The sequence below is a fragment of the Agrobacterium sp. DKPNP3 genome (assembly GCF_052686535.1).
Window position 1 is genome coordinate 15279 of sequence record NZ_JBQYSN010000067.1, and the last position, 13648, is coordinate 28926.

The 13648-nt window shown below is 60.6% G+C and carries 11 protein-coding genes and 1 other RNA gene; all 12 read right to left on the reverse strand.

The window, feature by feature from the left end; all coding sequences use genetic code 11:
- Positions 1 to 4 precede the first annotated feature (4 nt).
- Positions 5 to 1159, reverse strand: coding sequence for a putative lipid II flippase FtsW (ftsW, locus tag ACUTJJ_RS17525; RefSeq protein WP_063950576.1), 1155 nt, complete (start codon positions 1157 to 1159; stop codon positions 5 to 7).
- Between the two features lie 5 nt (positions 1160 to 1164).
- On the reverse strand, positions 1165 to 2574 hold the full coding sequence (murD, locus tag ACUTJJ_RS17530) for a UDP-N-acetylmuramoyl-L-alanine--D-glutamate ligase (RefSeq protein WP_445542923.1): 1410 nt from the start codon (positions 2572 to 2574) through the stop codon (positions 1165 to 1167).
- 3 nt (positions 2575 to 2577) lie between these two features.
- Positions 2578 to 3678 (reverse strand): phospho-N-acetylmuramoyl-pentapeptide-transferase, encoded by a 1101-nt coding sequence (gene mraY / locus ACUTJJ_RS17535; protein ID WP_063950578.1) that lies wholly within the window; start codon positions 3676 to 3678, stop codon positions 2578 to 2580.
- A gap of 23 nt (positions 3679 to 3701) precedes the next feature.
- A complete protein-coding gene (locus tag ACUTJJ_RS17540; RefSeq protein WP_445542924.1) occupies positions 3702 to 5135 on the reverse strand; it encodes a UDP-N-acetylmuramoylalanyl-D-glutamyl-2,6-diaminopimelate--D-alanyl-D-alanine ligase in 1434 nt (477 codons plus the stop codon).
- Entirely contained in the window at positions 5132 to 6601 is a 1470-nt protein-coding gene (locus tag ACUTJJ_RS17545; protein ID WP_063950580.1) for a UDP-N-acetylmuramoyl-L-alanyl-D-glutamate--2,6-diaminopimelate ligase, read from the reverse strand. The genes ACUTJJ_RS17540 and ACUTJJ_RS17545 overlap by 4 nt, the downstream gene beginning before the upstream one ends.
- A gap of 57 nt (positions 6602 to 6658) precedes the next feature.
- Complete coding sequence (locus ACUTJJ_RS17550; RefSeq protein ID WP_063950581.1) at positions 6659 to 8401, reverse strand: peptidoglycan D,D-transpeptidase FtsI family protein; 1743 nt, start codon at positions 8399 to 8401, stop codon at positions 6659 to 6661.
- Positions 8401 to 8961 carry a cell division protein FtsL gene (gene ftsL, locus ACUTJJ_RS17555; RefSeq protein WP_063950582.1) on the reverse strand — a complete coding sequence of 187 codons (561 nt, stop codon included), beginning with the start codon at positions 8959 to 8961 and terminating at the stop codon, positions 8401 to 8403. Before ftsL ends, ACUTJJ_RS17550 begins: the two co-directional genes overlap by 1 nt.
- A 1-nt stretch (position 8962) precedes the next feature.
- Positions 8963 to 9988 (reverse strand): 16S rRNA (cytosine(1402)-N(4))-methyltransferase RsmH, encoded by a 1026-nt coding sequence (gene rsmH / locus ACUTJJ_RS17560; protein ID WP_445542925.1) that lies wholly within the window; start codon positions 9986 to 9988, stop codon positions 8963 to 8965.
- A 14-nt stretch (positions 9989 to 10002) separates the two neighbouring features.
- Entirely contained in the window at positions 10003 to 10443 is a 441-nt protein-coding gene (gene mraZ / locus ACUTJJ_RS17565; protein ID WP_004430734.1) for a division/cell wall cluster transcriptional repressor MraZ, read from the reverse strand.
- 401 nt (positions 10444 to 10844) lie between these two features.
- An RNA gene (gene rnpB, locus ACUTJJ_RS17570) (RNase P RNA component class A) lies at positions 10845 to 11246 on the reverse strand.
- 56 nt (positions 11247 to 11302) lie between these two features.
- Positions 11303 to 12493, reverse strand: a complete 1191-nt coding sequence (locus ACUTJJ_RS17575) for an FAD-dependent oxidoreductase (RefSeq protein WP_445542926.1) — start codon at positions 12491 to 12493, stop codon at positions 11303 to 11305.
- Between the two features lie 59 nt (positions 12494 to 12552).
- Positions 12553 to 13647, reverse strand: a complete 1095-nt coding sequence (locus ACUTJJ_RS17580; protein WP_445542927.1) for an NAD(P)/FAD-dependent oxidoreductase — start codon at positions 13645 to 13647, stop codon at positions 12553 to 12555.
- Between the last annotated feature and the right edge of the window lies 1 nt (position 13648).

Genomic DNA, 13648 nt, shown 5'->3' on the forward strand with positions numbered 1-13648 from the left:
TCGTTTACTCCGCGGGAACGCCGGAACCGACGCGGAAGAAACTCCGCTCCTGCGCCCGCTTTTCGGGTCTGTGGCGTGTCAACGCCAGAAGGAAGCCGGCGGTCACGCATATCGCCATCATCGACGAGCCGCCATAGGAAATCAGCGGCAAGGTCATGCCCTTGGCAGGCATCAGTTCGAGATTGACGCCGATATTGATCATCGACTGCATGCCGATTTGAAGCACCAGACCGGCCACGGCAAAGCGGCAGAAATCGTCCTTCTCCTTGAAGGCGTGCGACAGGCCGCGCAGCACGATGAAGGCGAAGATCGCGACGAGGAACATGCAGAAAACGATGCCGAATTCTTCCGCGGCCACCGAGAAGATGAAGTCGGTATGGCTGTCGGGAATGATGCGCTTGACGATGCCCTCACCGGGTCCGCGGCCGAACCAGTCACCGCGAATGATCGCTTCACGCGCCGTATCAACCTGGAACGTATCGCCTTCACCCGTCCAGAACCGGTCGATACGGCCCGCGACGTGCGGCAACATCAGGTAGGCGGTGATGATACCGCCGACGCCGAGACCGCCGAGCATGATGATCCAGAACCAAGGCACACCCGCCATGAAGAACATGCCGCCCCACACCACCGATGTCAGGATGGTCTGACCGAAGTCGGGCTGGGCGATCAGAAGTGCGGCGACGATGCCGAAGGTGATGATGGCGAATAGATTGCCCGGAATTTCAGGATGGCGCGCCCGTTCGGCGAAGAGCCAGGCGCAGACGATCACAAAGGCCGGCTTCATGAATTCCGAAGGCTGGATCGAGAAACTGCCGATGGAAATCCACCGCCGCGCGCCCTTCACCTCGATACCGAAGAACAGCGCGAAGATCATCATCAGCAGGGAAACGATCAGCATGATGACGGCCACACGCCGCACCTGGCGGGGCGACAGGAAGGACAGGCCGATCATGATCGCCAGCGACGGCACCATGAACATGGCCTGACGTTCCACGAAGAAGAAGCTGTTGAGGCCGATACGCTCGGCGACGGCGGGTGATGCCGCGAAGGACAGCATCAGGCCAATGCCCATCAGTGCGATGAACGCCGCCAGAAAGAAACGGTCGATGGTCCAGAACCATTCCGCGACCGGACCGCGATCAACTCGGCTTACCATGGCCTTCAGTCCCCTTTTCCAGAGTGAACGAGCATCGTCATGCCATCGAGCGCCGCAACCTCTGCGACGAACGAATCACCTCTGACTTCAAAGTTCTTATATTGATCGAAGCTTGCGCAAGCCGGGGACAGCATCACGATATTGCCAGCCGTCGCGTCCTTTTCAGCATCTGCCGCCGCGTGCTGCACGGCTTTATCAAGCGTACCGGATATTTCGTAAGGCACCGCCTCGCCGAGTGTCGCGGCAAATTCCGCAGCCGCCTCGCCGATCAGATAAGCTTTTGCGATGCGCGGAAAGAGCGGCGAAAGGCTGGTGATGCCACCGGCCTTCGGCAGACCGCCGGCGATCCAGTAGATGCGGTCGAAACTCGAAAGTGCGGGTGCAGCAGCATCGGCATTGGTCGCTTTGCTGTCATTGACGAAGGTTACATTGCCGCGTCGACCCACCGGCTGCATCCGGTGCTTGAGGCCCGGGAAGGACTTGAGACCGGCACGAACCTCATCTTCCGAGACGCCGACTGCAAGGCAGGCCGCAATTGCAGCCGCGGCATTCTGTGCATTGTGGCTGCCGCGAAGCGTCTGGATACCCTCGAGATCGGTGAGCAGCGAAGACGTCCCGCCATGCGCCCGGAAAATACGGCTGCCTTCCGCATAAAGTCCATCGGAAACGACATTACGCTTGGAAATGCGTTCGACCTTCACACCTGCGCGCTCGATGCGATCGGCAATCAGCGTCGAATGACTGTCATCCACGCCGACAATCGCCGTGCCGCTGCCAGCCACCAGCCGTTCCTTGACGTCGGCATAATGCTGCATCGTGCCGTGGCGGTCGAGATGGTCAGGCGTCAGATTGAGCAGGATACCGGCGGTCGGATTGATCGTCGGAGCGAGATCGATCTGATAGGAAGAGCATTCCACCACGTAGAAGCGTCCCGCCTTCGGCGGATCGAGGCTCAGCACGGCCGTACCTATATTGCCGCCGAGCTGCGTGCCGCGACCAGCCGATTTCAGGATATGCGCGATCAATGCCGTCGTCGTCGACTTGCCGTTTGTGCCGGTAATGGCGATGAAGGGGCAATCCGGCGCATGCGCGCGACGTTCACGGACGAATAGCTCGATATCACCGATGATCTCAACGCCAGCGGCTTTCGCCAGATCGACTGACCAGTGCGGCTTCGGGTGAGTGAGCGGCACGCCAGGCGCCAGCACCAAGGATGCGAATGAAGGCCAGTCGATGGTGCGTAGGTCCGCCGTCGTGATGCCCTCGGCCTGCGCTTTGGCGACGCTGTCGGGATTGTCGTCGAAAGCCACGACATCCGCCCCGCCAGCCGCCAGTGCACGGGCGGTTACAAGACCCGAACCACCGAGCCCGAACAGAGCGACCTTCTTGCCTTTAAACGACGTGACCGGGATCATCGCTTACCTCAGCTTCAGGGTAGCGAGGCCAAGCAGCGCGAGGCCAACGGAGATGATCCAGAAACGGATGACCACCTGGCTTTCCGTCCAGCCCTTTTTCTCGAAATGGTGATGGATCGGCGCCATCAGGAAGACGCGCCTGCCGGTGCGCTTGAACCAGAACACCTGAATGATGACCGACAGGGTTTCCATGACAAAGAGACCGCCGACGATGACCATGACGATCTCGTGCTTGGTGGCGACGGCGATGGAGCCGATCAGGCCGCCAAGCGCGAGCGACCCCGTATCACCCATGAAGATGGCGGCGGGCGGCGCATTGAACCACAAAAAGCCGAGACCCGCACCGATGACGGCGCCGACGATGACGGCGAGCTCACCCGTGCCGGGCACGAAATTGATCTGCAGGTAATTGGCGAAAACCGCATTACCAGCAAGATAGGAAATCACGCCGAACGTCGCGGCGGCAATCATCACGGGGACGATGGCCAGACCATCGAGACCATCCGTCAGGTTCACGGCATTGCCCGCGCCGACGATGACGAACGCACCGAAGAGCACGAAGAAATAACCGAGATTGATCACGAATTCCTTGAAGAAGGGAAAGGCGATGGAGCTGCCGAGCGTGCCGCCATGCGGAGCGGAGGCGAGTGCCACCTTCATCATAAAGAACACGGCAATCGCCGCGATCAGGAATTCGATGCCGAGACGCGCCTTGCCGGAGAAACCCTTGTCGCTCTGTTTCGTGACCTTGAGATAATCGTCGTAGAAGCCGATGGCGCCGAAACCGAGCGTCACCATCAGAACGGCGACGACATAGACATTCGACAGGTCGCCCCACAGAAGCGAGCCGCCGAGGATACCGGCAAGGATCATCAAGCCGCCCATGGTCGGGGTGCCGGCTTTCTTGAAATGCGTCTGCGGCCCATCGGCGCGGATCGGCTGGCCTTTTCCCTGGCGAACGCGCAGCGAGTTGATGATGGCCGGTCCAAACAGGAAGACGATCAGGGCCGAGGTAAACATCGCCGCACCGGCCCGGAAGGTGATGTACCGGAACAGGTTGAAGATTTGAATTTTATCCGACAGTTCGACGAGCCAGATCAGCATAATTGCCCTTTCAAAAGGCTATTTCAGACTTGGCGTTCCGTCTCGGGGAATGCCGGATACTTGTCAAGCAGGGCGGCGACAATCTTGCCGAAACCAAGCCCGAGTGACGATTTTACCATCAGCGCGTCTCCCGGTTGCACCCATTGCAGGGCGAAATCGATAAGTTCCGCCGTCGTCGGGAACCAGATGACGGTGACGCTGTCCGGCAGCGCGTCGCGCAAGGCGGCCATCGCCTCGCCTGCCAGCCACACATGTTCGATACCCGCCGCGAGCAATGGTCCGGCCAATTCTTCATGCAGTTGCGCCGAAAATTCGCCCATCTCCAGCATGTCGCCGAGGACGGCAACGCGACGGCCGTGACCTTGCGTCGGCGTTTCCGCCAGCACGGCGATCGACGCCCGCATGGAGGCAGGATTGGCGTTATAGCTTTCATCGATCAGCAGGAAGGAGCCACCGTCGATCTGAAGATGGTGACGCTGGCCACGCCCCTTTACCGCCTCAAGCGATCCAAGCACCTCGAAGGCGCGATCAAGATTGGCGCCCGTGATCGCCACGGCGCCAAGCACCGCCATCGCATTGTCTGCAATGTGCCGGCCCGGAATGTTGAGATGCAGTTCGCTGGTCTCGCCATTGAGGATCGCCCATATCGTCGAACCGGTCGCTGTGCTCTCGAAATCGGCCAAGCGGAAATCGGCCTTGGCGTGCTGACCGAAGGTAAGAATATGTTCGATACCCTGCTCCTGCGCCGCCTCCTCAAGCTGCTTGAACTGCGCGTTGTCACGGTTGAGGATGACGGAACCGCCCTCCTCCACGCCCTCGAAAATCTCCGCCTTGGCGGCGGCAATCTCTTCGATGTTCTTGAAATTGCCGAGATGGGCAGGTGCGATGGTCGTGATGATCGCCACATGCGGACGGACCATCTTCACCAGCGGCCGGATTTCGCCGGAATGGTTCATGCCGATTTCGAAGACGCCGAATTCGGTATCGGCAGGCATGCGCGCGAGCGTCAGCGGCACGCCCCAATGGTTATTGAAGGACGCCACTGCCGCATGCACCCGGCCCGAAGGGGCGAGCGCCTGCCGCAGCATTTCCTTGGTCGTGGTCTTGCCGACCGAACCGGTCACCGCGATGATGCGCGCCGAGGTTCTCTCACGCGCTGCGATGGCCAGCTTGCCTAGGGCTGCGAGCACATCTTCCACCACGATCATCGGCACCGTCAGACGGCCGAGCGCAGGCAGCTTGGCTTCAGCCACGACCAGAAGACCAGCGCCATTGGCAACGGCAAAGCTGGTATAGTCATGGCCGTCCACCCGATCACCCTTGATCGCGAAAAAGGCCTCGCCCTGCTTGACCGACCGGCTGTCGATGGAAATGCCGGTGATTCCCGTCGGCAAATTGCCCACCGGGCGTCCTGCCGTGATGGCGATCATGTCGGCGACTGTCCATAACGAGCTCAAATTTTCGATCCTTCCAGCCCTGCCAGTGCAGCGCGCACCTGCTCATGATCGGAAAATGGCAGCGTCACGGAACCAACGATCTGCCCCTCTTCATGTCCTTTGCCTGCGACGATCAACGTGTCGCCGTGCGAGAGCATCGATACCGCATGACGGATGGCCTCGGCCCTGTCACCGATTTCGAGTGCGCCCGGTGCGGCGGCCATGACTTCCGAGCGGATGGTTGCCGCGTCCTCGGAGCGCGGGTTGTCGTCCGTGACGATGACGATGTCGGAAAGACGCGTGGCGACCTCGCCCATGATCGGGCGCTTGCCCTTGTCGCGATCGCCGCCACAGCCAAAGACGGTGATGATGCGGCCGGAGGTGAAGGGCCGCACCGAAGTCAGCACATTCTCCAGCGCATCCGGCTTGTGGGCATAGTCCACATAGGCGAGCGCGCCGTTTTTCGTCTGGCCCACAAGTTCGAGGCGGCCTGCGGCGCCGACCAGCTTTTCGAGCGCCTTGAGCGCCGTTGCGGCGGGAACACCCGTCGACATGGCAAGACCGGCGGCGACAAGCGCATTGGCCACCTGGAAATCACCCGCCAGCGGGATATCGACTTCGTAAATGACACCGTCATGATGCACTTCGATCATCTGCTTGTGGCGGAAATGCTCGACGCGCTTCAAAGCGAGATATTGGCCGTTCCGTCCGACAGTGCGGACATCGAGACCGGCTTCGCGCGCTGCCCGGATCGCCTTGTCCGACCAGGGATCATCGGCGAAGATCACCGCGGGAGCGCCTTTTTGCATCAGTGTATCGAAAAGCCGCATCTTCGCGGCCATGTAATCCTCGACGGTCGGATGGTAATCCATGTGGTCGCGGCCGAGATTGGTGAAGCCTGCGGCGGAAAGGTGCACGCCATCGAGGCGGCGCTGATCGAGACCGTGGCTGGAAGCTTCCATCGCGGCATGGGTGACGCCTTCGCTTGCAAGCTCGGCCAGAAGCGCATGCAACGTGACCGGGTCGGGCGTCGTCAGGGCGCCGTAGTCCTCGCGGCCGGGAGCGATGACGCCGGTCGTTCCGATCTGCGCCGCAGCATGGCCTGCGAAAGCCCATATCTGCCGCACGAAGGAGGCGACTGATGTCTTTCCAGCGGTGCCGGTGACGGCGACCATGGTTTCCGGTTGTTTCCCATAAAAGCGGGAGGCGGCAAGGGAGAGATAAAGGCGTGGGTCGGTGACGACCAGAACCGGCACGTCGGCGTCTACTGCGTGCCCGGAAACAACGGCGACCGCACCCTTGGCAACCGCGTCCTTCACATAGGTCGCACCATCGGCCTTGGTGCCAGAAACCGCCACGAACAGGCTGCCCGGCGCAGCCTTGCGGCTGTCTGCGGTGATCCCCCCGATTTCGATCGCCCCTGTTTCAGACAGGAGCAATTCTTTCAATTCCGGAAACGCGTTTCCGGATATATCTCGCAAATTCATCGACTGTGTCCGTCTTGTCCCCCCGGCGCGAATCGCCGGAACATCATAAGCTAACAATCAATAAGACACGAGCAAGGCCGAGCCATCCTTGCCGAACTTCGGCTTCACACCCAGCACCGCCGCCGTGCGGCTGATGATATCGTGCACCATGGGCGCTGCGGACGTGCCGGCAAGTGCCGCGCCGTTGCCCTTGTCCGTCTTCGGCTCATCGATGAAGGACAGCACCACATATTGCGGATCATCCATCGGGAAAGCCGACAGGAAGGCGTTGAAGTTCTTGTCGTGAACATAGCGACCGTTCACGACCTTGTCGGCCGTGCCGGTCTTGCCGCCGACGTTGAAGCCATCGACGCGCGCATTTCGGCCGGAACCGTTGACGCCGTTCCACTCGAAGAGGAAGCGCATATCCTTGCTGGCGCCGGGCTTCAGGACCTGCTTTGCCACCTGATCCGCCTGTTCGCGGGTGCGCGGCAGGAAGGTCGGTTCGATGAGTTTGCCGCCATTGACGAGGGCCGCACCGGCAACCGCCGTCTGCAGCGGCGTGGTGGAAACGCCGTGACCGAAGGAAATGGTGATGGAGTTGATCTTCTTCCACTCGCGCGGCTGCGAGGGCAGCGCCACTTCAGGCAGTTCGGTCTGCATGCGCGTGAGAAGACCAAGCCTTGTGAGGAATTCCTTGTGGCCTTCGGTGCCAACGGTGTCAGCAATCTTCGCCGTACCGATGTTTGACGAATACTGGAAGATTTCCGGCACCGAGAGCATGCGGCCCTTGCCGTGGAAGTCCTTGATGGTGAAGCCGCCGATGCGGATCGGGTAACGCGCGTCGAACATATCGCCGAGACGGACGCGGCCCGAATCAAGACCCATGGCAATGGTGAAGGATTTGAAGGTGGAGCCCATTTCGAACGTGCCGTTCGACATGCGGTTGAGCCAGCCTTCCTTCGCGCCTTCGGCCGGGTTGTTCGGATCGTAATCCGGCACCGAGGCCATAGCGAGAACTTCGCCGGTATGCACATCCAGCACCACGGCACCGGCGCCGATCGCCTGGAACTTGGTGATGGCCGAAGTCACGACTTCACGCACAATGGACTGCACGCGCAGGTCGATGGAGAGCTTTACAGGTTCCAGCGGCTGATCGCTCGTCATGCCGAGCGCCGTCAGATCGGCAAGGCCTTGGCTGTCGACGTAACGCTCCATGCCGGCAACGCCGCGGTTGTCGATATTGACGTGACCGACAACATGCGCCGCGGTCGGCCCGCCGGGATAAAAGCGGCGCTTTTCCGGGCGGAAGCCGATGCCGGGAATACCAAGCGCGAGAATCTGGCTCTGCTGCTTCGGTGTCAACTGGCGGCGCAGCCATTGGAAACGCGAATTGGAGGAGAGCTTCTGGTAGGTCGTGCGCTGGTCGAGGTCCGGCAAGACCGTGCGCAGCTTTTCGATGGCCTCGTCAATATCAACGATACGATGCGGCTCGGCAAAAAGCGAGACGGTGCGGATATCGGTGGCCAGCACCTCGCCGTTACGGTCGAGAAGATCAGGGCGCGACGCCATCAAGCGGTCGGCAGGCGCAATGCTCGACACCGTCTCCTGCTCGGCCATGCCATATTGCACCAGGCGTCCGCCGACGACGGCGTAAAAGGCGACAAAACCAAAAATGAGAAGGCCGACACGGCTTTTTGCCTGCGCCGCGCGCTTCTTGCGCGCGCCTTCAAACGCCGCATGATCGGCGTGGATGCCGGTCGTGCTGGCGGAAAAGTGAGCCTTGCTCTTCAAAACCATAGCGCGGGAGAGAAAAGACATCAGCGGTTCACCGATCCTGTTATCGTGTCGTCCATGTCGTCGGTTTCATCACCCACGGTGGCGGAGGCAACGGGCACGGGTGCGGGTGCCGGGCGAGAAACACGGGCACGCGGGGTCGGCACCGGAACGCCGTTCACGGCAATCTGGCCCGCCGGCGGGGATTTTGGTTTGGAAGCGCCGCCCAGCGTCGCGCCGGGCTTGGAGCCATTGACGGCAGCGGCGATGACGTCTTCAACGCTCATGCCTTCCGGCTCGGGCGGCTGCGGCAACTGCGAGCGCAGCATGGGCAACTCGCGCGGCTGCGCCAGTTGCGTCGGCAGCGTCGGCGAAAGACCGAGTTCCGTCTGATAGGCATTGACCAGACGGTGCAGGCGGTTCGGCTGCGTCAGCAATGCCCAGTCTGCCCGCAGGAGATCGATCGTATCCTTTTCAAGCTTTATCTCGGCTTCAAGCTTGCGGACCTCTTCAAGCTTCAGATCAGCCTTGTGCTTGATCGAGTAGGTCACGACCGCCGCAGCGACCATGACCCCCATCAAGATGACATCGAAAGTGCGCAGCATATCAGCCTCCCATCTTTTCAAGGCTGGCGAGATCGGGAAGCTCGAATATCGAGAAATCCGCAGCGCGCGCCGGTGCCGCGGTGCGCAGACCCGCGCGAAGCTTGGCCGAACGGGCCCGCGGATTGAGCTCCGCCTCCTCGTCGCTGGCGGCGATCATCGGCTTGCCGATAGTCTCGAAAATGGCGGGCTTGTCCTCCACCACGGGCAGATGCCGGGAACCGGCGGCCTTGCCCGAACGGTCGGAGAAGAATTTCTTGACGATACGGTCTTCCAGCGAATGGAAGGTGACGACGACCAGCCGGCCGCCGGGCTTCAGAACCTGCTCGGCAGCAAACAATGCCTGCGCCAGCTCGCCCAGCTCGTCATTGACGAAAACGCGCAGCGCCTGGAACACCCGCGTTGCCGGGTGAATCTTGTCTTTGGCTTTACGCGGCGTGACGATCTCGATCAGGCCCGCCAGATCGCGGGTGGTGCGGAAAGGCTCTTCCGCTCTCCTCTTCTCGATAGCGCGGGCAATGCGACCCGGCTGCTTTTCTTCGCCGAGAAAACCGAAGATGCGGATGAGATCGCCGACCTTGGCGCGGTTGACGACATCGGCCGCCGAAACGCCGGAAGCGGACATGCGCATGTCGATAGGGCCGTTTTTCTGGAAGGAAAAACCGCGCTCGGCCTCGTCGATCTGCATGGAGGACACACCGATATCGAGAACCACCCCATCAAGGCCACCCTCCGGCGCATGCTTTGCGAGATCGGAAAATTGCGATTGAATGAGCGAAAGGCGGCCGCCATTGGCTGCAACCATGGCCTGACCGCCGGCGATCGCTATTGGATCGCGGTCGAGCGCGATGACATTTGCGCCCTGATCGAGAATGGCCTGGGTATAGCCGCCGGCACCGAAAGTGCCATCCAGAATGACCTTGCCGGGAGCGGGTTCAAGTGCGGTGATGACTTCGCGAAGCAGCACAGGAATATGGCGCTGAGGTCCGCCATCGGCATCAGAAGATCGTCCGCCAGAATTCGCCGCCATTGACTGTCCCCGTCCTAGGCGGGGCGAGCAGCCGAAAAACCGCGCCCCGCTCTTGCCTCCGCCTGCGCCGCCAAAAACGCATCCGGTTGCCAAAGCTGAAAATGATCCGCCCGTCCGACGAAGGTGACCTCGGTAGAGATGCCGGTGAATTCCCGCACAAAATCCGTCACCATCAATCGACCTTCCTGGTCGAGCTTCATGAAAACACCGCCGCCGTGAACCAGCAGCGACATTGCGTTCGCTTCCGGCGAGAAGGCATCCATGGACGCGATCTGCCGCTCGTAGCGCTCCAGCAGATCCGGACCGCCGACACTGATTGCCGGAAACGCGAAATCCTGGAGACAATACAGCTCCTGAATGCCGCGCTTGGCCAGCACCGAACGAAACGGAGACGGAACCGAAACGCGCCCCTTGGCGTCGATCCTGTTCGTCACGTTCGATAAAAAGCGGTCCATTACTCAACTCGCCAAAACCGCATGCCGCAAAGCGATCCATCCGCCCCGCAGCCGACACCGGTACGCACGACACATCGCCAAGCGCCAGGACAACATGCCCTGCAGCAGCCCCTCGCAGGCTCCTCACTTGTTTCAGCGATTGCGGGTCAAAAACACGACCCAATGTGGTGTGCATTTGGGATATCATGGGACACTATGGGCGTCAATGGGATGAAGCCGGCACGATACCGCCTTCGCATCGGAAATTCATAAGCCGTTAAGTTTAACGAATGGTTTACTTTGCGCGCGAAGACGGCGGTTTACCGGCACAAAGGCTGGCTTAACCGGGCAATTTTCCGATTTAAAAACAATATGATGATATGATTTTTTAGATGTTTCCCGTCCGCGACGGAAAAGAAAAATTCGCCAGTTGGCCTGTAAGCCGGGTTCTGTATGGCCCCGGTTTGACCCGGAACGTGGCAGCCATTCATCTGGGACGGCATTTGCATGCCGCCTCGCGCAACCCACCCGGATGACGGGCCCGGAAACCGGCTGTGAACGGGCTTTCGCCCGCCCCGTGTCATCCCTATTCGGTCTTGCTCCCGGTGGGGTTTACCTTGCCGCCGCTGTTACCAGAAGCGCGGTGGGCTCTTACCCCACCCTTTCACCCTTACCATGCGATGCATGGCGGTTTGCTCTCTGTGGCACTTTCCCTGGGGTCGCCCCCGCCGGACGTTATCCGGCACCGTATTTCCGTGGAGCCCGGACTTTCCTCACCTTACCGTCTTTCGACATTGGTAAAGCGCGGCTGCCCGGCCAACTGGCTTGGGCTGCATAACCATGTTCCGCTGCGAAAGCCACCGAAAAGCGACGGGAAAGCTCAAAGAAATGCCGGTTTGAAATCTGTTGAGAAGGCACCGTCGGCGATTTGTCCGTCCCGCAGCAACAGGGCACCGAGCCGCCCAATCTCATCCGAGCTCTTGGCCGCCGCGCCATTGCCGCCAGTCAGAACGGCAATGCGCGGCGAAGACGTGAAGCCAATGGCCGGATAGCCACTTTGCGTTTTGGATACAACGCAGGCCGCCATAGAGACGCGCGAGAGATCAACGGAAGGCACCAGCGTTCCGACGATGCCAGCGAGATGATCCCGCACGCTTTCCCGGCCACCGGAGCGGAACCATTCCCGAATCTCTGGATCGCTTGTAAGCCTCTTGTCGTCGGGATCGCCGCCGATCTTCAGGTAGAATTTGCCATCGGGATAGCGGACCGGCGGCAGCAGGTAGATGTGTTTCGTCGTGTCGCGCGGCTCATAGATCAGCGACGGCATGCCCGCATATTGCGCAAGGTCACCCTCATCTATCTCAAAGAAAGCGACAGTGCGCGCGTAAACCTCCAGCGCCACAGGCTGGGGCAACAGATCTTGCATGATCGAGAAGCCGCCAGCCGCCACCAGCACACGGTCTGCGGTATAAACCGCGCCTGAAGTGGTGTGCACCGACGCCCTGCCACCGCCTTCACGGTTTGAGACGACGATGTCGTCGATCAGTATAGCGCCCGCCTTCTCCGCGAGGATCGCTTGCGCCTTCACCAGCGCGCGCGGGTTGACGTAACCGGCATTGTCGCTCTCGAAGATGCCTTCGCAGCCCGGTTCGAAGGAGAAATAGGGAAAGCGGCTTTTCAGGCTCTGGTCCTCAAGCAATTCCGTGGAAACGCCAAGCCGGGCGGCTGCGGACAGAACATTCTCGACGAAGGGGTTCTTTCCGCCACGTTCGGGTCCCACCAGCAGGCAGCCCACCGGGGCGTAAAACTCCACACCACTTCTCGTGGCAATATCGCCATAACGTGCAATGGAGCGGTTGGCGAGCAACGCCCAGGCGGCATCGCCATCGATAGTGCGAGTAATCCGCGCCTCATCATAATGGCTGGCGAAGACACCCTGATGCGATTTGATGTCGGCAGGTTCACCGGGACCGATCAGCGCGACGCCATCGACTGTTTCGGCCAGATGGCGGGCGGCCGCAGCACCCATCATGCCACGCCCCACAACGATATATTTAAAATGTCCCGACATGCCGCCCTCTTTATGCGCTCACTTCCATTGCAACCTTTTAGCGGTCTGGCACAAAAATTTCAGACGAAAACCGGCGCCATTTCGGCAGCGAATTCATCTTCCGTCAGTTGACCGTTCAGAAGCAACTGCGCGCCAAGCCGCCCGATCTCGTCGGAGGATTTGGCGGCAACGAAATTGCCGCCGGTTAGAACCGCGATGTTGGAGGATTGGGTATAGCCGATATAGGGATAACCGCTGCGGGTGATCGAGGCGACGCAGGAACCTGATGTTACCGAGCAACCGTCAAGTTCCGGCATCAATGACAGGGCTTTTTTCTTCAGGAACTCCACCTCGGCAGGCGTTCCGTCAGAATGGAACCAGTCAACGGCCTGAGCCAAGGTTTCGAGCCTGCCCTTTTCGCTTTCACCGCCGATCTTCAAATAGACTTTTCCATCGGGATACCGCACCGGCGGAAGGATGTAGACGATGTCGTCCTCCGTTTCGGCAAGCACAATCGTCGATGGCATCGTGCCGAATATCGACTGCCTTGCCTCATCCAGCTCGAAAAACACGATGGTGCGGCCAGTCGCCGCCATATCGACCGGCGATGGCAGAAGTTCCGCCATATTGGTGAAGCCGCCGGCCGCAACAATGACCTTATCGGCGGTGTAAGTCGCGCCTTCCCGCGTGATGACATTGACGCCGCGCGCCGTATCGCGGATCTGCGCCGCCGTTTCCCGCACCAGCCGCGTACCCTGCGCTTCTGCAATTGCGCACTGCGCCTTTACCAGAGCGCGCGGGTTGACGTGGCCGGCATGGCGCGGCTCGAAGTAACCGCTGTGGTCGGCAGGCAGGGAAAACATCGGAAACCGGTCGGAGACCACATCATGGCCCAGCGTTTCTACGCCTAGGCCAAGACGGTCGGCCGAGGACAGCGCGCGTGACACATAGTCGCCGGCAAGCCCCTTGCCGTTGCCGGTGAACAGGCAGCCTGCCTCCGTGAAAAAGCGGATGCCGCTTTTTGCCTCGATCTCGGCATAACGGCGGATGGAACGTTGTGCCAGTTCCGCCCAGACGGGATCGCCGTCAAACCCGCGCGTGATTCGCGCCTCGTCGTAGTGGCTTGAAAAGACGCCCTTATGCGCCTTTCGATCCGCCGGCTCCGCCGGACCCATC